The organism is Providencia sp. (genome assembly GCF_003533305.1).
Classification (GTDB): domain Bacteria; phylum Pseudomonadota; class Gammaproteobacteria; order Enterobacterales; family Enterobacteriaceae; genus Providencia.
Genome location: NZ_DOEH01000018.1, coordinates 1 through 23,717 on the forward strand (window position 1 = coordinate 1; position 23,717 = coordinate 23,717).

The window sequence follows — 23,717 nt, forward strand, 5'->3', positions numbered from 1 at the left end:
GCCATTTGAATTATTTAGAGTATAGAGTGGATATACTTCAACCACTTCAATTATTTAGATATATCTTCATCTTTTTTATTGCTATTAAAACAAGGGATATCTTCAGAAAAGCGCGCTGTAATGGAATCACGCTCGTAACCTTGAAATTCACTTAAAATAGTGTACAACTCGGGGCGGCGGCCGTGGATCCAGCGTCTTCCGGTAGATGAAGTGAGCAAATCTAGATCCAAATTAGCGCATACCATTGTGTCTTCATAGGTATGACTTTCTGTGATAATCCGCCCATAAGGGTCAATAATCATGGCGTTACCAGTACGGATTTCACCGTTATCCAAGCCAACCCCATTACTGAACAAAATGAAAAAACCATTATCATGAGCGCGTGAAGGTAACCAGCGCATTAACCAGCCACGGCCATTATCACCCTGTAAAGCAGCCATGAGTTCATCGGGATTGTTATGTCGATTTTCCCAAAGACTAACTGGAATAGGTTTCATACCTAAAGGGCTGCGTGAATGGGTTCCTCCGGTCTGATGTGGGGCAATAAGGATATCAGCACCCAGTAATGCAGTTATTCGTGCATTTTCGGTGAGGTTATTATCCCAACAAATAAGGATACCAACACGAACGCCCCAAGGGGTATCAAAGACAGTAAAACTATTTCCTTTGCAAATCTCTTGATGTTCAAAAGGATGGAGTTTTCTGTGTATATGGCGCTTACCATCAGGCATACAAACCGCATAGGCGTTATAGAGCTTTCCGTCACTTCCCTTCTCTATAAATCCTGCCCCTATTGCCATTTGATATTTTACAGCCCAAGCAGCCACTTTGGTTATGGATGGGCCATCATCAGCAGATTCCGATAACATATAGACTTCTTCACTGCTAAGATTTGGAACGTGCCAGTAGCCGGTGATGCACATCTCGGGAAATGCTAAAATCTTTATATTTTTCTCATAAGCTTGTAGGATAAAGCTTTCCATAACTGATAAGTTATACGATTTATCGCCAGCACGGTGACAAAATTGTACAGTAGCAGTGCATAGATTGTTTTTCATTATACTCGTCCTAATCTGGTGATTAAGTCGTCATTTCACTAAAAAAAATCCAATGAGTATAATCATAATTTTTCCCCTATTTGATAACTAAAAAGAATGAATATAAAACTATTACGTGCATTCGTTACTCTTGCACGCCAAGGGAAGTATCATTTGGCAGCGGATCAGCTTTGCATAACGCAACCCGCACTAACTAAGCAAATTCAGGCGATTGAGAGTATTTCTGGCCTGACCCTATTTCAGCGTGGCCGTCATGGTGCCAAGTTGACTATAGCGGGGGAACAATTAATGCATAAAGCTGATGAAGTATTGATGTCTTATGATAATTTTTGTTCTGCGATGATAGATATTCAAAAAGGGAATACAGGCAAGATAAAAGTGGGCTTTGGTATATCGTCCTTTAGTTTGGCTCCCGAACGCGTGGCAGTTTTTCATTCGCTATTTCCCAGTATTCAAGTATCACTGAACGATATGCCTACGGCAGTACAGCTTCAGCTTTTAATAGAAGGAAAGCTTCATGCAGGGTTTGTAAGGCTGCCAGTTAATGATCAGTTAGAAAGCAAAGCCCTCGCCGAAGAAAAATTGGTTCTTGCTATAGCGCTGAAACATTATAAAAAAGGTGTTAATGCAATAGAGTTAATTAAAACTCATAATCTTCTTCAACTTTCTCACCATCGAGGGGAAGGATTAACCGGTCAAGGGCACAAATTTCTTACCGCGAATAACATTATTCCCCCAGCTATTTTAGTTGCTAATGATATTCAGACTTTATTAGCACTTATCGCTGCGGGTGAAGGGGTGGCTCTATTGCCTCAGAGTGTTATCCATATTCTGCCGTCTCAAGTAAAACTGGTGCTTCTTGAAGGTGCGCATACTACATGGCAAATAGGTCTAGCGTGGAATTCGAAGATAGAGGACCCTATCAGAGATAATTTTGTTAGGACAGTACTCTCATCATCAGTGGCTTTATGATCAAACGAATTTTTGTGTTCAAAATGGACTGGCATTATGGGCTTTGATCCACTCGTTGCTAATGGGGTGCACAAAGTGCAGTTCGCTGGCGTGCAACATTAGCCGTGGAGTTTGTTCAGTACCGGGTAGTAGAAGTCCACCATACAGGTCGCAGCCCAAAATAGGGTGTCCCAATAGCTGACAGTGGATGCGGAGTTGATGAGTACGCCCTGTTTCTGGCGTTAGTTGTACTCGCGTTAATGGAAGCAATGTTCCATCTTCCAATTCATGATAGAAGCGCTCAATAACCTGATAGTAAGAACGGGCGGGTTTGCCGTGGATTGCACAAATCGACATTCGGGGAAATAGTGCAGGGTCTTTTGCAATGGCGGCGTCTATCACACCTTCATTCTCTATTAGATGTCCGCAAAGTAGTGCGCTGTATACCTTGGTGACTGCGCGTTGGCTGAATTGGTGGCATAGAGCGGCGTTTATCGCTTTATTGCGAGCAATCACCATTAATCCGGAAGTGCCGAAATCGAGACGGTGGACAAGAGTACAGCCGGGAAATATCTGCACCAATCGGTGATGTACTGAGTCTAGATTTTGTGGGTTTTTCCCCGAAAGACTAAGTAGTCCGGCAGGTTTATTGATAAGCACGAGATGCTCGTCCTGATAGAGATTTTCAATTTCTTCATGGCACGGCGGAGCAATAAAAGTATCGATAATCTTAGACATCAGGCTATCTCGATAAAAAGTAGAAATGAATGATAACTAATTTTAAGCCGACTGGCGAATCGGGGTATGGCGAGAAAACGTATTTATTCTTGATGTTATTGTCTATCAAGTCCTCATGTCTTACCTAAATATAACTCATTGCATTTATGGGTGAATCTTATTAATTTGGTTTGTAGGGCTAGTGGCTTAAGGAAATGTGTAATGCTGAAAGATAATTTTAATGAATTGCAAATCTTTCTTGTTGTTGCGAGGGAACGAAGTTTTACTAAAGCCGCCAATATATTGGGAGTGTCTCAATCGGCACTGAGTCATTCAATCAAGGGATTAGAAGAGCGTTTGAACATTCGGCTCTTAACCCGTACAACCCGCAGTGTTGCACCTACTGAGTTAGGGACAAAAATTATTGCTTGCCTCGAGCCTAAACTGACAGAGCTTGAATATGAATTAGAAAGCCTAATTCAGCTTAATGGAACGGTTTCAGGTAATATCCGCCTCTCTACGGGGGAGCATGCAGCTCGTAGTCTTCTTTGGCCAAAATTAAAACCATTTCTGCGAATGCACCCCGATATCAATATTGAGTTGGTCGTTGATAATGGTTTTGTGAATATTGTTGATGGCCGTTTTGATGCAGGAGTACGTTTGGGGGAAAGTGTTGATAAGGATATGATTGCTGTGCGTATTGGGCCGGATATGCGTCTGGTTGTCGTTGGAGCACCTAGTTATTTTGCATCCCACGATATACCGCAAACCCCACATGACCTACAGTCTCATCGCTGCATTAATATGCGTCTTCCTTCGGCGGGTGGTTTGTATCATTGGGAATTTGAAAAAGAAGGGAAATCGTTGCGCGTGAAAGTTGAAGGGCAACTGACCTTTAATTTATTGTCAGAGCGAATTGATGCTGTGTTATCTGGATTTGGGGTTGCTTGTGTGCCAGAGGATACAGTTCAAGAGGTGGTGAAATCTGGTGAGCTTATTCAAGTTCTGGATGATTGGTGCCCAACATTTTCAGGTTATTACCTTTATTATCCAAGTAGAAAACAGCACCTTCCCGCATTTGCATTATTAATTGATGCGCTACGCCATCATGAATAATATTTAAAAATAAGGCTGATACAGTGGTTTTAGCAACTGTAATCAGCCCTAATTCATATTAACGATTAATCAGTGCTTGTAATGCAGAAGGGTAGCGTTCGCCAATAATTTTCACTGTATTAAGCGCATGCGCTATTTTTTGTAAATCGCTTTGGGTCAGCGTGATATCCACGGCGCCAAGGTTTTCATCTAAACGATGTAATTTAGTTGTACCTGGGATAGGCACAATCCACGGTTTTTGTGCAAGTAACCAAGCGAGCGCAATTTGTGCTGAAGTAACGCCTTTTTCTGCGGCAAGCTCAGATAATAATGAAATTAATTGTTCATTTGCCTCAAGAGATTCAGCACTGAATCTCGGGACTTTACTGCGAAAGTCATCATCGCCAAAGGTGGTACTTGTTTTAATCGCACCAGTTAAAAACCCTTTACCTAATGGACTGAATGGCACAAATCCAATGCCAAGTTCTTCAAGTACAGGCAATATTTCGTCTTCAGGTTCGCGCCACCATAAAGAATATTCACTTTGTAATGCAGTAACGGGTTGGATTGCATGAGCCCGGCGAATTGTTTGTACACTCGCCTCAGAAAGGCCAAAGTGTTTAACCTTACCTTCAGCAATCAGATCTTTGATTGCACCTGCGACATCTTCAATCGGGACATCAGGGTCAACGCGATGCTGATAAAGCAGGTCGATAACGTCTGTTTTGAGCCGACGTAATGAGCCTTCGACGGCTTCACGAATATGTTCAGGGCGGCTGTTTAAAAGCTGCTGTTTATTATCATTTCCTAAGTTAAAACCAAATTTTGTGGCAATAACTATTTTGTCACGAAATGGCTTTAAGGCCTCACCGACGACTTCTTCATTTAGGTATGGACCATACACTTCCGCGGTATCAAAAAAGGTTACACCCCGTTCAACCGCCGCACGAATTAATTCAATGGCTTTATGTGTATCAGTAGCGGGACCATAGCCATGGCTTAGTCCCATACAACCTAGACCAAGAGCAGAAACTTCAAGATTAGATTTACCGAGATAACGTTTTTTCATGGTTTAGTTCCTAATAACTGCGTTCATTGTTTGTTTTGTTATACATCCAGTTTACGATTTGCTAACCACTCAACCATGGCAGGATTTCGATGAGAGAAAAAGGCACTCGTTGCCGTAGGGCTGGTGGATAAGATAGAGATCAACGTAATCAAGCTGTAGGCGATTTAGCGAACGTTCAAATTGTGCTTTGGCACCTTCATAACTCGCGCCTTCTAACCATAATTTTGTTGTTATAAATAACTCTTCTCTTGGTATTTCGCTTTGTTTGAGTGCATTCCCAACTTGGCTCTCATTTTGATAAGAAGCTGCGGTATCAATTAATCGATACCCTGTTTCTAGTGCGTCAAGCACTGCGCGCTCACACTCGGCGGCATCTGTCATTTGAAATACGCCGAAACCTAAAAGTGGCATTTCAATATCATTATTTAATTTGACCGTTTGCATATTTAACTCCTTTTGCTACCTGTGAGATAAAGCATAACGTAAATTTATTGATTAGATTAGAGGCTGTTATTTTCTAGCGCTTATGAGCAAAATTCATGAATTCAGATTAACTAAATAAAAAACCACTTAAGAAAGTAGAGGGGGAGAGGTGAAGTAATAATGTTATAATACAAAAGGTTGTGATTACGAATGTATCGATAATAACTAATATTTATTTTGTTATGGTTATTTTGCTCTATATCGTATTGCTTCAACAAAAGCCATAAAAGCAGGTGAGGATTGACGACGGTTTGGATAATATAAATGAAAGCCTTCAAAATAAGGGCTGTAATCTGTTAATACTGCTTGTAGCTTGCCGCTAGTGATATAAGGTTCGGCTAAATGTTCAGGAATATAGGCTATTCCCATTCCATCAAGAGCGGCATTCAGCTGGTGGAGGGTGCTATTAAAGACTAATTGCCCATCGAGTTTCATACTAAAAGCACGACCTTCATGTTCAAACTCCCACGCATAAATAATACCAGCGGCTCGGTGGCGAATGTTAATACATTGATGCTGAATGAGATTATCAGGAATTAAAGGTTTTGGAGAGGATTCAAAGTAAGATGGCGAGCCAACAGCAATTAAGCGCCAGTTTGGTCCAATTCGTACTGCTATCATGTCCTTATTGATCTCATCGCCAATGCGAATACCTGCATCAAAACGTTCTTCTACAACATTAGTAAATCCGTAATCGACATACATTTCTAGCGTAATATCGGGATATTGTTGTAAAAATTCTTTGAGCATGGGGCGAATATACAATTCAATTTGGTCGTCTGTGCAGCTTAAACGAATAGTTCCCCGTGGTTTATCTCTCAGCTCACCAAGTGCGTTAAGTTCAGCATCAATTTGTTCAAATAGAGGACTAATTGCATTCATTAGCTGTTCACCCGCTTCGGTCGCAGAGACATTGCGTGTTGTTCTTGCTAATAAACGAATACCTAATCGTTCTTCTAAAAGTCGAATGGTGTGGCTTAATGCCGAGGGTGTCACACCAAGTCTTGCTGCCGCTTTAGTAAAACTCTTTTCTTGAGCAACGATAAGAAAGGCGTGTAAGTCGTTCATTTTGCTTTTTGTCATTAGTGAATTTTTCTCACAAGTTCATAAAGATTATGCCTACTAATTAAATTATCTACCCTATGCCATCATAGTGTCCATTAATTTGTGATTTATAAATAAGAGGGAATGAACGGGATGGATAACGCTATTTTACAAAAAGAACCGCAGCCCCAAAATGCAAATTGGAGTGCGGTTTTTGCTATGACCTTATGTGTCTTTGTGTTGATAGCATCAGAATTTATGCCTGTGAGTTTATTGACACCTCTTGCTCGTGATTTTCAAGTCACTGAAGGTATGGCTGGTCAAGGTATCACTATTTCAGGTTTTTTTGCGGTGATCACCAGTTTGTTTATTTCTGTATTAACGAAAGGAATAAATCGTAAAACCTTATTATTGGGATTAACGGCGATTATGGGACTCTCGGGTGCTCTGATTGCTTTAGCCTCAAATTATTATGTTTATATGGTAGGTCGGGCATTAATCGGTGTTGTTGTTGGCGGATTTTGGTCGATGTCTGCCGCTATAGCCATGCGTTTAGTACCGATAAATCAAGTACCTCGCGCTTTAGCCATTTTTAATAGTGGTAATGCACTAGCAATGGTAATTGCGGCGCCATTGGGGGCTTTTTTAGGTGCGGTTGTGGGATGGCGAGGCGCATTTTTTTGCCTAGTTCCTATTGCAGTACTTGCCATTATTTGGCTGTGGGTGAGTTTGCCTTCGATGCCACCTAAGCTATTGTCTAACCAAAATAATCAGCATATTTTCACCATTTTTACGTTATTTAAGCGTCGTGTTATTGCCCTTGGCATGCTGGCTGTTGGATTTTTCTTCATGGGTCAATTCACGCTGTTTACCTATGTTCGTCCTTTCCTTGAAACCGTTACAAAAATTGATATTTCGATGGTGACGTTAATTTTATTAATTATGGGTATTGCAGGATTTATTGGGACGCTCTTAGTAGGGAACGTATTAAAACGTGGACTTTATCGAACATTAGCAGCGATACCATTATTAATGACCATAGCTGCTTTATCTCTTATTGCTTTTGGTCATTCGCTAGTTGCCGTCATGATTTTATTAGGAATTTGGGGATTGATATCAACAGCAGCACCTGTTGGCTGGTGGAGTTGGGTGCCGCGAATTTTTCCAAATAATGCAGAAGCGGGTGGTGGTTTAATGGTGGCCGTTATTCAACTTTCTATCGCGTTGGGTTCTACGGTTGGCGGTTTGCTTTTTGATATTAGTGGTTATCAAAGTGCTTTTGTTTTCAGTGCGCTATTTCTAGTGATTGCAGCCATATTGGTTAAGTTTACGGCTAAGACTGAAGGAGTAGTTCATGTCGAGAATATCACCGAATAAAATTACGATATCTTTATGCCTTTGCATGTTGATTTCGTTTTTTAACTCGATTCAATCCGTTTATGCCAGTGACACTTCTGTGGGTCAGAAGGTAAAAACACACCTTATACAAATACGTGTAGATAACCAAGTAGTTATAGGGAAATTGGATGATACCGAAACCGTACGTGATTTTATTACTTTATTACCGATAACCGTTGAACTTGCTGATTATGCCGCTACGGAAAAAATCACTTATCTTCCACGCAAATTACTGACTCGAAATACCCCTGAAGGGATAACACCAGAAATAGGTGACATTGCTTATTATGCGCCTTGGGGAAATATCGCCATTTTTTATCAGAGATTTCATTATTCATCGGGCTTAATTCGATTGGGGAAAATTACTCAAGGTATTGAACATTTGAAATTTAAATCAGCGAAGCAAGTCACGATAGTGCTTTTCCAAGAAAACTAACAGAGGGTTAATTTTATGAATAGTTATCGACAAAAATTATCAAAATATCCGCTTAATAATGAACGTCGTCATTTACTTAAATTAACAGGGGCGAGCCTCGCAGTGGCCAGTATTGCATCGGTGATAGCAACTCCTGCCTCGGCTCAATCAATGCCATTACTGAATCAAAAGTGGGATAAAACTTTTGCAAAAAGTGAGAACGTTGAGCACCAAAAAGTAAGTTTTAAAAATAGATATGGCTTGGTATTAGTGGCTGATTTATATCAACCTAAAAATAGGCATGAAAAATTAGCAGCAATTGCGCTCAGTGGTCCTTTTGGTGCAGTAAAAGAGCAATCCTCTGGTTTATATGCGCAAACGTTAGCGGAGCGTGGTTTTATTACATTAGCATTTGACCCGTCGTTTACTGGGGAAAGTGGAGGTGAGCCACGCAATGTCGCTTCAGCGGATATCAACACTGAAGATTTTAGTGCTGCGATAGATTTTTTAGGAATGCAGCCAAATGTTGACCGAAATCGTATTGGTGTTTTAGCCATATGCGGTTTGAGTGGAATGGCATTGACTGCCGCTACCAGCGATTCACGAATCAAAGCAGTTGCAACGGCTTCAATGTACGATATGTCTCGCAGTATTAGCCGTGGATATCAAGATAGTTATACCGTTGAGCAACGCCAAAAAGTGATTGATTACCTTAGTCAACAGCGTTGGGAAGATGCTGAGAAGGGTGACTATGCGCTTGGTTATCACGAAGTTCCTTTTGATGAAAATGGCAATATTATCAAAGGACAACGAGTTTTACCGGAAACCTTACCTGAGAACGCACCTACCGTATTAGCGGCATTTTACGATTATTACCGCACGCCTAGAGGCTTCCACCCTAGATCAATTAATTCATCGACTGCATGGACGGCCACTACGCCGATATCATTTTTTAATTTTCCGATGCACGCCAATATTGACATGATCTCACCAAGGCCTATTTTATTAATCGCTGGGGAGAATGCACACTCTCGATATTATTCTGAAGATGTTTATAAACAGGCTTCTGAGCCAAAAGAATTATTGATTATCCCGAATGCAGATCATGTTGATTTATATGACAATATCAAAAAAATCCCTTTTGATAAACTCAGTGATTTTTTTCAACAAAATCTATGAGTCAGGATATGATTGTTTTTATAAATAAAACTCATTAATTTACTTTGATATATGAGCTTAGTAATCATACGTTTTAAAATAGAAAAATATCCGGAAAGTTAAAAACTCTCCGGATTTAAAAATAAGTTTAATTTTATTAAATAATAACTAAGCCGTTAAACCACCATCTAAGACAATAGTTTGTCCTGTTAGATATTGGCTATCTTCTCCGATGAGAAACTTAACCGTTTTAGCGACTTCTTGGGGTTGTCCTAATCGGCGCAATGGAATATTTTTGCACATTGCTTTTAGCTTAGCTTCCGGCATTGCGTTGGTCATATCACTGTCAATAAGCCCTGGCGCAACACAATTAACACGTAAACCAAAACGTCCTATTTCATGGGCTAATGAACGCGTTAGGCCTATCATTGCTGATTTACTTGCTGCGTATGCTGTTTGGCCAATGTTGCCTTTTAATCCAGTGACGGATGACATTAAAACAATCGAACCATTACGCGCCATTAGCATTGATGGCAGTAACTCACGGTTCCAATTAATAATAGAAATGATATTGTTATCCATAACATCTCGCCAAACCTCAGCATCTTGATGAATATGTAACGCATCCCTCGTAATACCAGCATTATGAATAATCGCAGCAGGTTCACCGAATGTTTCTAATAAAGATTGAGTGAGTGCTTTGACTTGTTTTTCATCTTTACCATCACATTGGTATCCTTTTACCCACGTATCAGAATGTGTATTTTTAAAGGACGCTAATGCATTTGAAATACCCTCAGTATTACGCCCAGTAAAAACCACATTCCAATGGGATAATAATTCAGTCACGAGTGCTTGCCCAATACCTCGGCTTCCACCTGTAATGAGTACCCATTTATCTGCCATTTAAGATTCAGACTCCTTGTCGATATGTTCACATAATATTTTCACTGAAATATTAGGGTGTTGAATGAAAAAATCAGCGTCTAATGAGAGGTTAAACTCACGTTTTACAAGTACCATTAATTCAACATAATCTAAGCTATCAAACTCTAGTTGGATTAATGTTAGGTTTTCATTCATATCCTCTGTTTCTAAATCTTTAGCATCACAGATCATTTCACTAATTTTGATATAAATATTTTGATATTGACTCATCGTATTGTCCTTTGTTCTATTTACTTTTAGCGTTAACTTTTAATGTTATGGAATTACTCACTAATTTATTTTTATAACGAGCAATTGTTTTAATACAAATTAATAATCCAGTTTCTATGTCACCGATAACTAATGAAGGTTGAATACTGATATGAATAGGTTCAGGGGTAACGGCGGGTACCCATTTTTGAAGTAGGCTGCTTTCAAAGATGATTTCTTGATGTGTTTGAACGATTGGATAATCTGAAAAAATATCTTTTAAGGTTGTACCTTCCGGTAGCCAAGCTGCAATATTTTCTTGGCGTAGTAGGGCATCATCATGTATCAAATATTGAAACATAACGGCATCAATAAATTGCCAGTCATATAGTTCTTTTGAAAAAACAGCGAATGATGATTGTAATATTGCCACCTCATCTGAAGATAGGCAGTTCATTGTTTCTGAATCATTCAAATCAAAAGTATTTAGCGAAGATAGCTGACACGTTAAGCTATTTTTTTGATCTTCAGCGGATAAGACGGCGACGGAACCCGCTTTGTTTCGAGTTACTAAATGATAGGTTTTATCGTTCCATAATGGATTGCGTAGTCGTACAACACATTTTATATAAGCGTTATTTGGCGCTACGTCATGACAAACTTGCTCACTAGCAAATTGTTTCGCGTCTAATAATACGCGCATACCATGGACACTGAGCTGATCAAGGCCCTGTGCTTGTACCCAATTAAGGTCAAAATGGATTGGGTTATAGTCACCTGAAAACGCCGCCCAGTGGTGAGCATCCTTTAGGGTATAATGTAAGGGCTTCATTTTGATTTTTCCAAAATTAGCGCGGCGTTAGCACCACCAAAGCCGAAGCTAAGATTCAGTGTTCGTTCAATATTGCCTGTACGATGCTCATTTGGAATATAATCAAGGTCACATTCAGGATCTGGGTTTGATAGATTGGCGGTTGCTGGCATAACGCCATTTTGAATAGCTTGTAAGCAAATAATCGACTCAAAGCTACCTGCGGCGGCAATTAAATGCCCTGAATATGATTTAGTACTAGAAATGGGGATCTTATAAGCGGCGGAACCTAAGGCCTTTTTAAGTGATTCAGTTTCATTGAGATCGTTCAAGGCTGTCGAGGTGCCATGGGCGTTGATGTAATCTAATGCTTCAGGCTCAATATCGGCTTGCTGTAATGCCATTTGAATTGTTTTAACCCGCGCCAAACAGTCTTCCGCTGGTGAAGTAAAATCAAAAGCATCTGAAAAATTAGCATAGCCTGTGATTTCACCTAAAATAGTTGCGCCACGTGCAATTGCACTTTCACGCTCTTCTAAACACAGGACTGCCGCGCCTTCAGAAAGGACAAAGCCACTTCGGTCTGCACTGAATGGGCAGCTCGCTCGTGTGGGATCGGCGGCTTCATGGGTTAACGCACCGAGTATATCGATATTCCATACAGCGCAATCTGTTCGTAATGACTCCCCTGCACCTGCTAACATCATTGCGGCACGACCATTTCGAATGACTTCAAATGCATCGCCAATCGCGATAGTTCCGGTGGCGCAGGCCGCTATCGTAGTATTTTGGTATCCGCGTAAGTTCCAAAATTGACTACAGGCTGCGGTAGTCGCATTGGGCATGGCATAAAAACAGTTGAATGGCGATGTCACACCCGTTTTTTCGAACTCACTCACTGACATATAGCTTTCATCGAGTCCCGCCCATCCTGTTCCCATAATCACACCACACATCAGGGGGTCATAATATTCAGTGGGGGAACTGCCAGAAAAAGCCATCTCCATTGCTTCACGAGCAGCGCCTAACGCTAATCGTGAGTGGCGTGGTAAGCGACGGCGGATAGCCGCAGGTACGCCTTTTAAACTCGGTTCGTTATCAATTAGTCCTAAAAAATGGCACTGGATATTTTTTTCTGTTTTATCGACGAGCCGGTAGCCGAGTTGTTTATCCATAATGGCTTGCCAGCAGGCTTGTGCAGTATCACCAAGGGGAGTGACAGCACCATACCCCGTTACAACAACGCGATTAAAGTGAGTTTTTTGATTCATGATTGGTTGTCCTCTGGTTGAGTGCTACCGCCACCTTGTGCTAACCAAAGTTGTAGCGTTGCATAAAGATAGTCGTATTGATTTTGTGCTAATGAATTTTCTAGAGATAAAAGGTCATCTTCAGCATTCAGCAATGTTTGATAATCCAGCACACCAGCGCGATAACGGCTTTCTGTTAGTTTTAATCGTTGTCGACTGAGTGCTAATGAGTCTTGTAGGCGACTTTTTAGTTCCTCTGCGGTGAAGCGTGCTTCCATCGCATTATCAACCTCTGCCAGTGCACTATATGCAGTACTTCGAAATGACACCGCTGCTTGTTGCACCTGTAAATCGGATTGCTCGATGGTGAGCTGCACGGTATTCCATTGAATAAAGGGTAATGAAACCGCGCCTCCTACCACTCGCGTCGGGTCACTAAACCACTGAGTGAAGAGTTGGCTACCTGCATTTAAGGCACCTTGAAGGGATAATGTGGGATAGAAACTCAGTCTGGCTGCATCCGAGTCGGCTAATGCTGAACGTAAACGCGATTCGGCAGCCTGAATATCCGGGCGTTGTGCTAACACGGCCAAAGGGGTTGAGTGCTGGATTTCAATTCGTTGATTACTATCAATAAAGGCTAATTCACTGATATGTTTCTCTGCTGGTCGATTTAACAACAAGGCTAACGCATTGCGTAAACTGTCGCGCTCTTTCATTAGTTTGCGCAATTCATTTTTGCGGCTGATTACTGTTTGTTTTGATTGTAATAAATCGAGTTGCCCAACTTTACCGGCCAAATACCATGATTGAGCCTGTTGCAGGCTTTTTTCTGCAATTTGTTGGCTAGCCGTAAAATTATTAATTTGTTGATTTAACAACGCAATATTCCAATATAATTGTGTTGTAGTATTGATTACGGTTAATGTTGTTGCGTGATAATCCTGTTCTGTTGCGATAGCTTCCCACTCATTTTTCTCACGAATTCTTGCTAACTTCCCCCATAAATCTACCTCGTAATTTAACGATAAACCCGAGCTATAACTTTCTTGGGAAGGGGAGCCATGACGGATTGATTTTGTGTTACTCGCCGAACCATCCAAGGTAAAACTCGGCGTGATATTGGTATTGGTCAATCCTGCCATGTTCCGTGCTAATTTTAATTTGATCGCAGCGGCAGCCAAGTCATTGTTGTTTTCTAAAACTTGGGCGATCAGTTGGGATAACTTAGGGTCGTTAAATTTTTTCCACCACTCTGCGGATAAATTCTGGTGCTGTGGTGAATTGATGACGTCATTCTTATTTGAAGAGTGCTTGATTTTTTCATCCCACGACAAGGGTAACTCAAGCGGTGGGCGCTGATATTCTGTTCGTGTAAAGCTCCCGCAAGCACTGAGTAATAGCAGTATTGAAAGTAAAATAGTGTGTAAAGAGAGCTGCTTGATATTCATTCGCGAGCCAATGCCTCTGTCGGATTAAGTTTGGCTGCTCTACGTGCAGGAAAATAACCGAAAATAAGTCCAATTAGCGCAGAGAAGCCACAAGCGAGTAAAACCGGTAATAAGGTAAAAACCATCGTAAATTGAGTGGTGACTTGAGCAAAAATAGTCCCCGCAACCCAGGAACCTGCGATGCCGATTAGTCCGCCAAGGGAACAAATTAGGATGGCCTCAATTAAAAATTGATTCATGATATCGGCAGGGCGAGCGCCGACCGATAGGCGAATACCAATCTCGTGCGTACGTTCAGTGACGGATACCAACATAATATTCATCACCCCAACGCCACCGACTAATAAAGAGATAGCAGCGATAGATGTAATGAGTAATGACATTGAATCAGACGTTTTTTGTAACGCATTTGCCAACTGGTCATCAGATTGAATAAAAAAGTCTTTTTTGCCATGTTCACGTAATAAAAGCTGCTCAACTTGTATTTCAGCTTGTTTAGGTGTCAAGGTTTCAGGAAAACGTAACGAAATATACTCTATTGGTTTGTCACCTAAAACGCGTTGTTGTAATGCGGTGTGGGGGGTCCAACCCATAATAAATCCACTCGACATTTTTGGCCCAGATTTGCGAGCGATACCGATAATTCGCCATGGCGAGCCTTCTATTTGTACTATTTGGTCTAAAGGATCTTCCTCTGGCGTAAATAACACTTCTCGGCTGGTTTCATCCAAAACAATAACGGGTGCATTATCTGCTACGTCTAATGGGCTAAAATTACTGCCTTGTAAAATCTGAAACCCTTGCGCCGCAAAATATTCATCAGAAACACCATTGAGCAGAATTGAAAAGTCGAGTCCTTTATTAACAACAATCGTCATACTGCTGGTAACAGGGGAAATTTGCTCAATCCATGAAAATTTTTTCAGGCTTTTGATATCGTTAAGTGATAACGCACGCTCCATATCTGGGCGTTTCGACCCCCATCCTGTTCCGGGGCGAATTTCAAGGGTTGTACTGCCGAGTTTTCCGATTTCATCCATGATGGTACGTCTTGCCCCTTCACCCACGGCCATTGATGATACGACGGAGGAAATGCCAATAATAATGCCAAGCATTGATAAGAATGCTCGCATACGATGTCCGATTAATGAGCGCCAAGCCATGCGGATTGATTCATGAATACTTCTTCCAAGAGAGGCTCGCCCGTTATCTTTGACTGGCGGGAAATTATGTGGAATTCCTGTTTTTTGTAATGCATCATTTTGATTATCAGCCACAATCTTGCCATCACTGATTTCAATAATTCGCTGAGTTTGCTCAGCAATATTTCTATCGTGCGTGACAATAATGATTGTGTGCCCATCAAGATGTAATTGGTGCAAGACATCCATCAATGCTTTACCGCTAACGCTATCTAATGCCCCCGTGGGTTCATCAGCTAAAATCACACGAGCACCATTGATTAATGCGCGACAAATACTGACTCGCTGTTGTTGACCGCCCGATAATTGATACGGTTTATGGTTTAAACGTTCGCGTAAACCTAATTTTTCAGCTAAGAACTTAGTTCTAGTGATGCGTTCAGCTTCTGGCATTGCCGTATATAAAGCGGGAATGGCAATATTTTCTTCAGCCGTAAGGTACGGCATTAAATGATAGCGTTGAAAAATAAAACCGAGATATTGACTGCGTAATTCCGCGAGTTGTTCGTTATCTACCTCATGAACTGCAATACCATTGATAAAAATTTCACCTTGAGATGGCTTATCTAAACAGCCAATGATATTCATCAAGGTTGATTTTCCTGAGCCAGATGCACCAATGATGGCGACCATTTCTCCTTGGTTTATTGATAGTGAAATATCATTTAGTACTGGAATGGTTTGTGTTCCCGCAGAGAATTCACGGAAAACATGATTGAGCTTAATGATGGGTTCGGATGATGACTGATAGTGTTTCATCGTTAACTCACAACACTATCTGGCTGAATGACAACGCGTTCGCCTTCTTCTATCCCATCAATGACCTCGACAAAATGGCGATCATTGAGACCAATTTTTACAGTACGAACTTCCGATTTTCCATTATCAATGACGATGACTTCATATTGATTGATACCGACAGAGCGCCCTAGTGCACTAACCGGTAAACGTAAGGCATTTTTGACTTCAGCAACACGAATGAAAACCTGAGCGGTCATCGAGGTTTTTAATTCACGATTGGCATTATCAACTTCAAATGTGCCATTGTAGTAAACTGCCCCACTTTGCTGTCCACCTGAGTTGTTTTTTTCTTCAAGGGCTTCGGAGGGTATGGGTTGTACATAGCCCATTGTACTTTCATACTGTTTTTCGGGATTAGCGATAACATGAAATGTTAAAGATTGTCCCGAATGAATTTTCTGAATATCAGCTTCAGAAATGCGTGTTTGAATCTGCATTTTATCGAGATTAGCCAGCACTAAGATAGTCGGAGCTGTTTGTGACGAAACGATGGTTTGCCCCTCATTGGCGACAATTCCCAGAACTTCACCACTAATTGGCGCGACAATACGTGTAAAGTTCAAATTAGCTTGTGCCGTTTGTACTGCCATTTCAGACTGAATGATCATCGCATCATTGACATTGACTTGTTGTAACTGGGCTTCATATTGCGCTTGTGCTTGCTCATATTCACTTCGAATACCAGAACCATCACGTTGCATCATGACTTGGCGTTTGTAAGCTTTGATATACTGCATCAAGGTTGCTTCTGCTGCTCGTTTTTGCGCTTGTGTGCTCAAGAGTTGTGCGGTTGCATTTTTTAATTCAGATTGCTGAATGGTCGGGTCAATTTCAGCAAGTAGTTGGCCTTTAACAATTTTATCGCCCTGTTGAACAAATAATTTTTTAATCTGTCCATTAACCTGAGCACCGACGTTAACTTGTACCGAAGGTTTCAAAATACCCGTCACCATGACAATTTTTTCGATATCGCCACGCTCAACGGATAGAATTATTGTTTCGTGTTGCGCTGATGTTGGTGTCTGCCAAAATAGGTTTCCAACGACAATCATGAATAGCAATACAGCAATACCAAGCACTTTGGGCGAGCGAAGTATTTTTATTAATGATTTCAGTTTGACGTGGCGAGTCATCATTGTGTTAATTCCTCTGTTGTGGTTAGCAAAGAGGATGCAGGCTTAGCAGTATCGGTTGTTTTAAACTCATTTTTATTTGATGGATGTTGTTGGTTGAGATTGCCATCAATGAGTCGATAAATATGATTAAAACGAACCGTGATTTTATCGCTGTGTGTCACAACGATGAGCGTTTTCCCTGCCTTACGACAATGAGACTGGATAGTTTCCATCACGGTTTTTGCGGTTTCTTCATCTAAATTAGCCGTGGGTTCATCGAGCAGAAGAATAGGGCGAGCGCTATATAGTGAACGAGCCAATAAGAGGCGTTGACGCTGCCCAAGTGAAAGCGCGGAATGACTTTCTCTTATCAGTGCGTTTAAACCACCCGGTAAGCTATTGATGACTGTTCCCAATGCGAGATTTTCGAGCAATTGCTCAATAATTTTGCGATCTTTTTCGCGGAAGTTGGGGTCAAATAATGTAATGTTTTCCAACACTGTCGCATTGAATAAAATATCTTCTTGGCTTTGTAAGCAAACCAGTTGCGTTAATTGCTGGGTACTGACAAGGTCACCATTCGAATGACATTCGCCTTGTTGTGCGGCGAATAATCCAGCTATCACTCTTAATAATGTACTTTTACCTGCTCCGGACTCCCCGACGATGGCTATCTGTGTACCCGAAGGTAAATCTAAAGAAATATCATTTAAAATGGGTTTGATTGGATCATAGTTAAAGTGAATATGCTCAAAGGCGAGATGGGGCGCTTTACCTGTAGGGTGCTTTTCTTTAAATGGCGTAATATTTTCTTCATTCTTTTTAGGGAACAAAGAATGAACTCGGGTATCAATAATATGCAGTTGTGATTTATGAATAATGGCATAGAAGATACGCGTGATATATGAGGTGAAAATCTGACGTAAGAAACTATAAGCAAAAAAATCACCTAGCGAAATTAAGTCGTTAGCAACCATTGGTAAAATCACTAACATAAAAATGACCATTTCTAAGCTACCCGTTAATTGATAGATGCCATCTTTAATTTGTTGGTAAACATTCCTTCGTTGCATGCACGTAAATAATTCACGGCTTAGCCATGCAAATTGCGCTTTACGTTGATTCTCTAACCCTGCTGTTTTAATGGTGAGGATGCCTTGCAGCGTTTCCATGAAAAAATCATTGAGTTCAGCGGCCTTAAGCTGTAGTTGCTGCGTATACCAACGGTCACGAATGATTGCCCAAACGCTGATAAGTCCCATGATGGTGACACCGGCCGCTGAAATCGCCGCTAAAACCGGCGCTATCCAAAACATGACACCGAGAGCGATGGCACAGATTATCCAATCTGTACGTAATCCATTATCAAGTTCAACTTTTGCAGTTAACGCGCCTTGCCACGCCACAAAGCGGCTAAAAATATCGCCAGGGGCACGTTTTTCGAAGAAGCGTAATGGATTGCTGAGTAAACGTGAGAATCCCACACCGCTATTGATTAAGACAAAATGTTTTACAAATCGCTCACTTACCATTCGTACGGCAAGGGCAAGCAATGTTGCACCAACAAAGGCGAGGATAAACCAACCATAGGGAAAAATCGCATTTTTTGCATCAGAGAAGGCTTGGTTTATTGCATTGCTCACCATAGCCGGCATTAAAAAAAGTGTTAGTGAAACTAAGAAAGTGAATGTCATTAACCAATAAATATTTCGAACAACCGCAGTTTCTTTGAGGCTCATCGCATGAGGAACCTTCCGACTGTTCGATGTATTTTTTGTTGTTGATTCTGCTGCTGCCGCTGCTGTGAGGGATTCAATTTTATTTAGTGCAGTTTCAGGCTCTAAAATGAGTGCATACCCACTAATTTCAGCCTTTAAGGCAGCAAAAGGCAGCCATTGTTGTCCAATGGCGGGATTCATTACACAGACATTTTGCCCTTTACGATATGCAAGTACGACAAAGTGATTTGCGCCGTAATGTAAAATAGCAGGGAGTGGTAGGCTATTTAATTCATTATGCTCAAAAAGTACCGGTGTTGTCGCAATGCCGTAATTGGTTAAGATAGTTGAAAGGTCGATCAAAGAAGTCCCATGATCGGAAGCAGGATAAACTTCACGTAAGGTATCGAGAGAAATAGATAACCCTTGAGTTTGTGCCAGCATTGCAATACAAGCTAGCCCACACTCATTAGTTTCTTCCTGATAGATAAGACTTGGAATAATGTTTTTCATTATTATTAATGATTAATAAAATAAAGTGAATGGCTATGCCATAGAAGCCAGTCATGGGGATAATCGCGAATTGCATTTTCGATAATCACTGGCATTTGAGCTGCGACATCTTTAGCCGCAACAGGAGAATATATTTTGATTTGCAGCCCATTTTGATAATACAAATGGTAGAAAATAACCTGCGCTGAAATCGCGTTAGATAATCGTATGACTCCATTGTGGAGTTTGGCTGGACGATTAAATAATTGGCATGATAATTTACTCGACATCCCTTCTTCGGTTTGAATTGTGTAATCAGGGGTTATATCAGGAAAAACAATCATGTTTTTCTGACCTGTCGCCGTTTCTGTCATTAACGTCATTAGGCTGCTGGCCAAAGATTTATTATCTTGATGAATTGAACAGTAAGATAAATTGACAGCACCTAGTTCCCGAGCAGACATATTATATTTTTGTTGTTCAGCACTAGAGGAAACAACAACGGTGGCACTGCCTGGTGTAACACCCGCGCCGACCATAGTGGCAAGAACATCTGAAACCATATGTAGGGGGGCAAGAACAATGGGCTTTTTTTGCTGATGAAGGGGTTCGACAACGTTATTGAGAGCGAGCGTACAAGCTTGAACTTGAGCAATAATATGGCGATTTTGTCCCCAAGTTGCTGCTTCTTCTAAAATAAAGCGACGAACTGCAATCCAGCTTGCATCAATATAGCCGTTAGTTTTCATTAAACTGCGGAAATTCTCGGTGGCAACTTTATTATGATTCTGATATTTCCGTCCCAAGATCCCCATACGAGCAAGACCTCGAGATATAACGAATATTGATGCGATATTGCCGTGATGCAGTAAAAAGCGTAAAGAGCTCAACGCACTATGGCTGAGCTTTTCATATCCTTTTTTAAACGGCATCAAGCAATTTTTCGCGCTGAAAGCCGTCCAAACAATTAAAAACTGAATCACTGTGACTCCTTTTTACTTTTATCTAGTAATTCAATCATGTAATCAGCAAACTCAGGAAAATCGCGATCTTGATAAACCACATAACGTTTATTAATAATAAAAGCGGGGGTGCCAGTAATTTGATAATATTTAGTGATATCAGCCATATATTTGAGTCGTTCTTGGACTGCCTGACTTTGACTGACTTTTAGATATTCAGTGACATTAATATCATTTTGCTTTAGCCAATTTTCGAGTATGTCTTTTTTAGCTAACTCAATTTTTTTATTAATTACAGAATCATATAGACTTGAACGTAATTTAAACTCTATACCCATTTCTTCTAATGTTGCAAAAATAGGCGCATAAGCGGCTAGCCCTTCACCGTTAGTGATTGTCAAATGGATGACTTTAAATGTGGCATTTTCAGGTAGTGTCTTTACAAATTTACTAATATTTTCATCATTAATTGCACAGTAATGACAACCATAGGATAAAACTTCGATAATACTGTTATCTTCTTTTATTGGGCTTAATAAAACTTGTTCAGTACTAAATTCAAAAAAAGAAGAATTTTGATTGTCATCATTTGAAAATGTTTTGAAGACAAAAATATGATAGAACAAAACCGTTATGAGGGAAGACGCAATAATAACAAATAGTGTATAAAGAGTAAGGGTTTTTGGTTTGAAATGCATATTCATAACAGTTAATTCCATTCTTTTATGAAAATACATGGAGATAAATCCCCATGTATATATTAATTAAATAAAACTAATTAAATCTTATGGTGCGATTGGGCCTGCACATTTAGCATCATCAGCAGTTTGAGCTTGGTAAGTTTTATTACCATGCTTGTCAGTACATGTTGTAATTAGCTTACAAGATGAAACACCACCAACAATGATTTTTTCATAAGAGTCTGAACATACTTTACTTGTTCCACCAACGATATTTGCAGCTTCAGTAGCATTTAACTTTTTCATTTTGTTTCCTTTTTAAATGTATATTAATTAAATAAAACAACACTCTATTGATAAACGATTTACCAATAAATTCTTACAATTCTATTTCTGATATGAAGGTTTCTATAAAAACAATCAATTCTGTCTAATTAATTAAATTAATTTGTTCAATTCGTTCATCTTTAATAAATAGCCATTTTGCTTTTTTATAAATTTTTTTAGCTTTTTCTTTTTGATCTAACTCATTTAAAACAAGTATCCATGAATAATAAACATTAGCATCAGGGTATTTAAGAGAGTAATCCTCTGCCCAAATGTCAAATAGTTTTAAATATTTATTATCATGTGTTTCATTATAACGTAACAGATATCCCATATTTAAATCATAACAATATCGATCAGCTATTAATAAATAGCTCCATTTGTTGTTAGCAGGATTTGACATTGACAATATTGATTGACTTCCTGTTTTTTCAATATAAGTTAAATGTTGTTGTGCCTGCAACGTTAAATATAATAATGTTATTGAAAATACGCCACCTAATGCCAATATACTCCTTGAAAAAATAGCAATTGGTTTATAAATTATTTGTTTTTTTAATGAAACATCGGTGCACCGTAATAATAATATCAAAACTATTCCATGTGGCGTTGATAGCCATAATGGAAACTCGGTCATAATATGAATAAAAATAGGTAAAGCTATTACTAGATAAATATAATTTTGGCTTCGTAATGAAGATCGTAATAAATAAAAAACACCTAAAGTTATGAAGCATATACCGAGAAGCCCAATTAATCCACCTTCAACCATCCAACGCAATATTTCATTATGGGGGTGAGACATTGTGCTTTGACTAGTACTAATTAAATTACCACCAAATCTCTCTAAGAAAACTGATTCAAAACTACCAACTCCAGTTCCCCATAAGAAATTTTCACTAAATAGAGATAAACTATGTTGCCATAAAACCCAACGAATATGTGATGTATGTAACTTCATTTCAGAAACATCAGAAACGTTAAGCCCAATTTTAATTATATATCCTAAAATAAGTCCAATAATAATTGAAAATAAAGCGAGTAATATTTTTTTACGATAATATCGTGCAAAAATAAAAAAAACAATTAAAACTAAAAATAAACTTAAATAACCTGTTAATGATTGTGACAAAGGTAATACTGAACTCATTAAAATGAGACTTATCATAATAATGCTAAGAGAATACCAAGTATTTTTTTTAATTTTAATTATTAAACCAACTGCACTTGCTATTCCAACACAAATAAAACTAGAGAAAACATTTACTTGTTGAAATATACCATATGGGCGTTCACCCGATAATGGCGGGTAAGAAAACCCAGCTATAGGTAATAGATTAAAAGTCTGAACTATGGCTAGTGTACTTTCGATAACGCTAGCTAGTAATATTCCCCATAATATAATTTCGGAGTCAATTTCTGAGAAATTGATTTGCATTAATAATTGATAGAAAACCAATATCCCTAATATCCAGTATGCTGTTAAATAGGCACTTTGTCGATAAGCATCTGGTGAAAAAAAACAAATAAAAATGAAAACAATTAGGCCGATAGAAATTAAATTGCTCGCTGTTGAGTAAAATAGGGTAGTTCTTTTTAGTTGGATGATACTAACTAAAAAAATAAATAAAGCAATACTAAAGTTACTAATTATATTTAATGGCAATGATAAACCTGAACCACCTAAATTAGGTAGATATATATGTAATATCACACCAAAAAAAATAAGCGTGAGAAAGAGTGTCACCCAAGGGTAACCTAGTCTTTTATTATTAAAATTTGTTTCTATTAAATTCATGTTATTATTTTTAATTATTATTGATAATTTAAGGTGTAATATGCCGTGCTATAGAAATGTCCATAGGTAATTGTTTCATTTGCTAACGCTTCTGGTTCAGCTTGAATATAAGCCTTAAATTTAATTTCAGTATTATTGTCTGTAAGATTTTGTGCTAATGAAGGTGCATTCAATTTAATTGATGTATCATTTTGATTTAGCAAACCAATACCAATCCCACTTGCTGTGCTTTTATTATTAATGGCTAAATGGTCAGGAAGATCTTGATTTTCTATTCCATTAAATGTCACTGTGACTGCTTTAAATACAGAAGTATTACAACTTATTAAGTGTATAGAAAAAGGCAATGGTTTTGATTTGCCATTTAAATAAAGCTCCTTGACAGATACTTGCTCAAAATCAACAGGTATTTCTTCACTTCCTGGTGCTATTTGACAGGGTGTGACAACAACTGTTCCTGAAAAAGAGTAATTACCTGTATTAATATGTGAAGTACTTGCAATGGCATGGCCAGAGCCTAATATAAAGCCGCAAATTGCGCCAAAATATTTTGCACGAATTATTTGTTTATAATTTAACATGCTA

General features: G+C 39.4%; 22 protein-coding genes and 1 pseudogene. 5 read left to right on the forward strand and 18 right to left on the reverse strand.

What is annotated here, in order from left to right:
• Nucleotides 1-50: 50 nt before the first annotated feature.
• Entirely contained in the window at nucleotides 51-1,058 is a 1,008-nt protein-coding gene (locus DD649_RS10665; RefSeq protein ID WP_294106999.1) for a nitrilase family protein, read from the reverse strand.
• 96 nt (nucleotides 1,059-1,154) lie between these two features.
• Between DD649_RS10665 and DD649_RS10670 the strand changes: the two genes are divergently transcribed.
• Nucleotides 1,155-2,030 carry a LysR substrate-binding domain-containing protein gene (locus DD649_RS10670; protein WP_336430588.1) on the forward strand — a complete coding sequence of 292 codons (876 nt, stop codon included), beginning with the start codon at nucleotides 1,155-1,157 and terminating at the stop codon, nucleotides 2,028-2,030.
• Nucleotides 2,031-2,048: 18 nt separating this feature from the next.
• Here the strand turns inward: DD649_RS10670 and DD649_RS10675 are convergent, their stop codons facing one another.
• Nucleotides 2,049-2,747: an RluA family pseudouridine synthase gene (locus DD649_RS10675; protein ID WP_336430590.1), complete on the reverse strand. Its 699-nt coding sequence runs from the start codon at nucleotides 2,745-2,747 to the stop codon at nucleotides 2,049-2,051.
• 201 nt (nucleotides 2,748-2,948) lie between these two features.
• Here DD649_RS10675 and DD649_RS10680 point away from each other — a divergent pair, with 201 nt between their 5' ends.
• Nucleotides 2,949-3,842 carry a LysR family transcriptional regulator gene (locus DD649_RS10680; RefSeq protein ID WP_294107002.1) on the forward strand — a complete coding sequence of 298 codons (894 nt, stop codon included), beginning with the start codon at nucleotides 2,949-2,951 and terminating at the stop codon, nucleotides 3,840-3,842.
• Nucleotides 3,843-3,900: 58 nt separating this feature from the next.
• Here the strand turns inward: DD649_RS10680 and DD649_RS10685 are convergent, their stop codons facing one another.
• From DD649_RS10685 to DD649_RS10695, 3 genes and pseudogenes are all read right to left on the reverse strand, one after another.
• Nucleotides 3,901-4,890 carry an aldo/keto reductase gene (locus DD649_RS10685; protein ID WP_294107003.1) on the reverse strand — a complete coding sequence of 330 codons (990 nt, stop codon included), beginning with the start codon at nucleotides 4,888-4,890 and terminating at the stop codon, nucleotides 3,901-3,903.
• A 108-nt stretch (nucleotides 4,891-4,998) separates the two neighbouring features.
• Nucleotides 4,999-5,334: pseudogene (locus DD649_RS10690) on the reverse strand (aldo/keto reductase); the annotation flags it as partial.
• A gap of 225 nt (nucleotides 5,335-5,559) precedes the next feature.
• Nucleotides 5,560-6,456 carry a LysR family transcriptional regulator gene (locus tag DD649_RS10695; RefSeq protein ID WP_294107004.1) on the reverse strand — a complete coding sequence of 299 codons (897 nt, stop codon included), beginning with the start codon at nucleotides 6,454-6,456 and terminating at the stop codon, nucleotides 5,560-5,562.
• 114 nt (nucleotides 6,457-6,570) lie between these two features.
• Here DD649_RS10695 and DD649_RS10700 point away from each other — a divergent pair, with 114 nt between their 5' ends.
• The 3 genes from DD649_RS10700 to DD649_RS10710 all read left to right on the forward strand — a co-directional run bounded on the left by DD649_RS10700 (nucleotide 6,571) and on the right by DD649_RS10710 (nucleotide 9,409).
• Nucleotides 6,571-7,794, forward strand: coding sequence for an MFS transporter (locus tag DD649_RS10700; protein ID WP_294107005.1), 1,224 nt, complete (start codon nucleotides 6,571-6,573; stop codon nucleotides 7,792-7,794).
• Complete coding sequence (locus DD649_RS10705) at nucleotides 7,772-8,251, forward strand: cyclophilin-like fold protein (RefSeq protein ID WP_294107006.1); 480 nt, start codon at nucleotides 7,772-7,774, stop codon at nucleotides 8,249-8,251. Before DD649_RS10700 ends, DD649_RS10705 begins: the two co-directional genes overlap by 23 nt.
• A 150-nt stretch (nucleotides 8,252-8,401) precedes the next feature.
• A complete protein-coding gene (locus DD649_RS10710) occupies nucleotides 8,402-9,409 on the forward strand; it encodes an alpha/beta hydrolase (protein ID WP_336430772.1) in 1,008 nt (335 codons plus the stop codon).
• A gap of 147 nt (nucleotides 9,410-9,556) precedes the next feature.
• On the opposite strand, the gene fabG is transcribed toward DD649_RS10710, so the two are convergent.
• The 13 genes from fabG to DD649_RS10775 all read right to left on the reverse strand — a co-directional run bounded on the left by fabG (nucleotide 9,557) and on the right by DD649_RS10775 (nucleotide 23,713).
• Nucleotides 9,557-10,294, reverse strand: coding sequence for a 3-oxoacyl-ACP reductase FabG (gene fabG / locus DD649_RS10715; RefSeq protein ID WP_294107007.1), 738 nt, complete (start codon nucleotides 10,292-10,294; stop codon nucleotides 9,557-9,559).
• On the reverse strand, nucleotides 10,295-10,546 hold the full coding sequence (locus DD649_RS10720; protein ID WP_294107008.1) for an acyl carrier protein: 252 nt from the start codon (nucleotides 10,544-10,546) through the stop codon (nucleotides 10,295-10,297).
• A gap of 16 nt (nucleotides 10,547-10,562) precedes the next feature.
• Nucleotides 10,563-11,357 (reverse strand): MaoC/PaaZ C-terminal domain-containing protein, encoded by a 795-nt coding sequence (locus DD649_RS10725; protein ID WP_294107009.1) that lies wholly within the window; start codon nucleotides 11,355-11,357, stop codon nucleotides 10,563-10,565.
• On the reverse strand, nucleotides 11,354-12,607 hold the full coding sequence (locus DD649_RS10730) for a beta-ketoacyl-[acyl-carrier-protein] synthase family protein (RefSeq protein WP_336430598.1): 1,254 nt from the start codon (nucleotides 12,605-12,607) through the stop codon (nucleotides 11,354-11,356). The genes DD649_RS10725 and DD649_RS10730 overlap by 4 nt, the downstream gene beginning before the upstream one ends.
• Nucleotides 12,604-14,037, reverse strand: a complete 1,434-nt coding sequence (locus DD649_RS10735) for a TolC family protein (protein ID WP_336430600.1) — start codon at nucleotides 14,035-14,037, stop codon at nucleotides 12,604-12,606. The genes DD649_RS10730 and DD649_RS10735 overlap by 4 nt, the downstream gene beginning before the upstream one ends.
• Nucleotides 14,034-15,998 (reverse strand): ABC transporter permease, encoded by a 1,965-nt coding sequence (locus tag DD649_RS10740; protein WP_336430602.1) that lies wholly within the window; start codon nucleotides 15,996-15,998, stop codon nucleotides 14,034-14,036. Before DD649_RS10740 ends, DD649_RS10735 begins: the two co-directional genes overlap by 4 nt.
• A 2-nt stretch (nucleotides 15,999-16,000) precedes the next feature.
• Entirely contained in the window at nucleotides 16,001-17,092 is a 1,092-nt protein-coding gene (locus tag DD649_RS10745; protein ID WP_294107180.1) for an efflux RND transporter periplasmic adaptor subunit, read from the reverse strand.
• Nucleotides 17,093-17,172: 80 nt separating this feature from the next.
• Nucleotides 17,173-19,386, reverse strand: a complete 2,214-nt coding sequence (locus DD649_RS10750) for an ATP-binding cassette domain-containing protein (protein WP_336430605.1) — start codon at nucleotides 19,384-19,386, stop codon at nucleotides 17,173-17,175.
• A gap of 5 nt (nucleotides 19,387-19,391) precedes the next feature.
• Entirely contained in the window at nucleotides 19,392-20,348 is a 957-nt protein-coding gene (locus DD649_RS10755) for an ABC transporter (protein ID WP_294107013.1), read from the reverse strand.
• A complete protein-coding gene (locus DD649_RS10760) occupies nucleotides 20,345-21,025 on the reverse strand; it encodes a DsbA family protein (RefSeq protein WP_336430774.1) in 681 nt (226 codons plus the stop codon). The genes DD649_RS10755 and DD649_RS10760 overlap by 4 nt, the downstream gene beginning before the upstream one ends.
• 87 nt (nucleotides 21,026-21,112) lie before the next feature.
• The gene (locus tag DD649_RS10765) at nucleotides 21,113-21,313 is read right to left on the reverse strand and encodes a DUF4762 family protein (RefSeq protein WP_294107014.1); all 201 of its coding nucleotides are present in this window, start codon (nucleotides 21,311-21,313) and stop codon (nucleotides 21,113-21,115) included.
• Nucleotides 21,314-21,437: 124 nt separating this feature from the next.
• Nucleotides 21,438-23,132, reverse strand: a complete 1,695-nt coding sequence (locus tag DD649_RS10770) for an O-antigen ligase family protein (RefSeq protein WP_294107015.1) — start codon at nucleotides 23,130-23,132, stop codon at nucleotides 21,438-21,440.
• Between the two features lie 17 nt (nucleotides 23,133-23,149).
• A complete protein-coding gene (locus tag DD649_RS10775; RefSeq protein WP_294107016.1) occupies nucleotides 23,150-23,713 on the reverse strand; it encodes a fimbrial protein in 564 nt (187 codons plus the stop codon).
• Nucleotides 23,714-23,717: the final 4 nt, after the last annotated feature.

Excerpts from the sequence above, each read along its gene's own strand:
- DD649_RS10665 (WP_294106999.1), bottom strand. The coding sequence starts at position 1,058 with ATGAAAAACAATCTATGCACTGCTACTGTACAATTTTGTCACCGTGCT.
- DD649_RS10670 (WP_336430588.1), top strand. The coding sequence starts at position 1,155 with ATGAATATAAAACTATTACGTGCATTCGTTACTCTTGCACGCCAAGGG.
- DD649_RS10675 (WP_336430590.1), bottom strand. The coding sequence starts at position 2,747 with ATGTCTAAGATTATCGATACTTTTATTGCTCCGCCGTGCCATGAAGAA.
- DD649_RS10680 (WP_294107002.1), top strand. The coding sequence starts at position 2,949 with ATGCTGAAAGATAATTTTAATGAATTGCAAATCTTTCTTGTTGTTGCG.
- DD649_RS10685 (WP_294107003.1), bottom strand. The coding sequence starts at position 4,890 with ATGAAAAAACGTTATCTCGGTAAATCTAATCTTGAAGTTTCTGCTCTT.
- DD649_RS10695 (WP_294107004.1), bottom strand. The coding sequence starts at position 6,456 with ATGACAAAAAGCAAAATGAACGACTTACACGCCTTTCTTATCGTTGCT.
- DD649_RS10700 (WP_294107005.1), top strand. The coding sequence starts at position 6,571 with ATGGATAACGCTATTTTACAAAAAGAACCGCAGCCCCAAAATGCAAAT.
- DD649_RS10705 (WP_294107006.1), top strand. The coding sequence starts at position 7,772 with ATGTCGAGAATATCACCGAATAAAATTACGATATCTTTATGCCTTTGC.
- DD649_RS10710 (WP_336430772.1), top strand. The coding sequence starts at position 8,402 with ATGCCATTACTGAATCAAAAGTGGGATAAAACTTTTGCAAAAAGTGAG.
- fabG (WP_294107007.1), bottom strand. The coding sequence starts at position 10,294 with ATGGCAGATAAATGGGTACTCATTACAGGTGGAAGCCGAGGTATTGGG.
- DD649_RS10720 (WP_294107008.1), bottom strand. The coding sequence starts at position 10,546 with ATGAGTCAATATCAAAATATTTATATCAAAATTAGTGAAATGATCTGT.
- DD649_RS10725 (WP_294107009.1), bottom strand. The coding sequence starts at position 11,357 with ATGAAGCCCTTACATTATACCCTAAAGGATGCTCACCACTGGGCGGCG.
- DD649_RS10730 (WP_336430598.1), bottom strand. The coding sequence starts at position 12,607 with ATGAATCAAAAAACTCACTTTAATCGCGTTGTTGTAACGGGGTATGGT.
- DD649_RS10735 (WP_336430600.1), bottom strand. The coding sequence starts at position 14,037 with ATGAATATCAAGCAGCTCTCTTTACACACTATTTTACTTTCAATACTG.
- DD649_RS10740 (WP_336430602.1), bottom strand. The coding sequence starts at position 15,998 with ATGAAACACTATCAGTCATCATCCGAACCCATCATTAAGCTCAATCAT.
- DD649_RS10745 (WP_294107180.1), bottom strand. The coding sequence starts at position 17,092 with ATGATTGTCGTTGGAAACCTATTTTGGCAGACACCAACATCAGCGCAA.
- DD649_RS10750 (WP_336430605.1), bottom strand. The coding sequence starts at position 19,386 with ATGAAAAACATTATTCCAAGTCTTATCTATCAGGAAGAAACTAATGAG.
- DD649_RS10760 (WP_336430774.1), bottom strand. The coding sequence starts at position 21,025 with ATGCATTTCAAACCAAAAACCCTTACTCTTTATACACTATTTGTTATT.
- DD649_RS10765 (WP_294107014.1), bottom strand. The coding sequence starts at position 21,313 with ATGAAAAAGTTAAATGCTACTGAAGCTGCAAATATCGTTGGTGGAACA.
- DD649_RS10770 (WP_294107015.1), bottom strand. The coding sequence starts at position 23,132 with ATGAATTTAATAGAAACAAATTTTAATAATAAAAGACTAGGTTACCCT.
- DD649_RS10775 (WP_294107016.1), bottom strand. The coding sequence starts at position 23,713 with ATGTTAAATTATAAACAAATAATTCGTGCAAAATATTTTGGCGCAATT.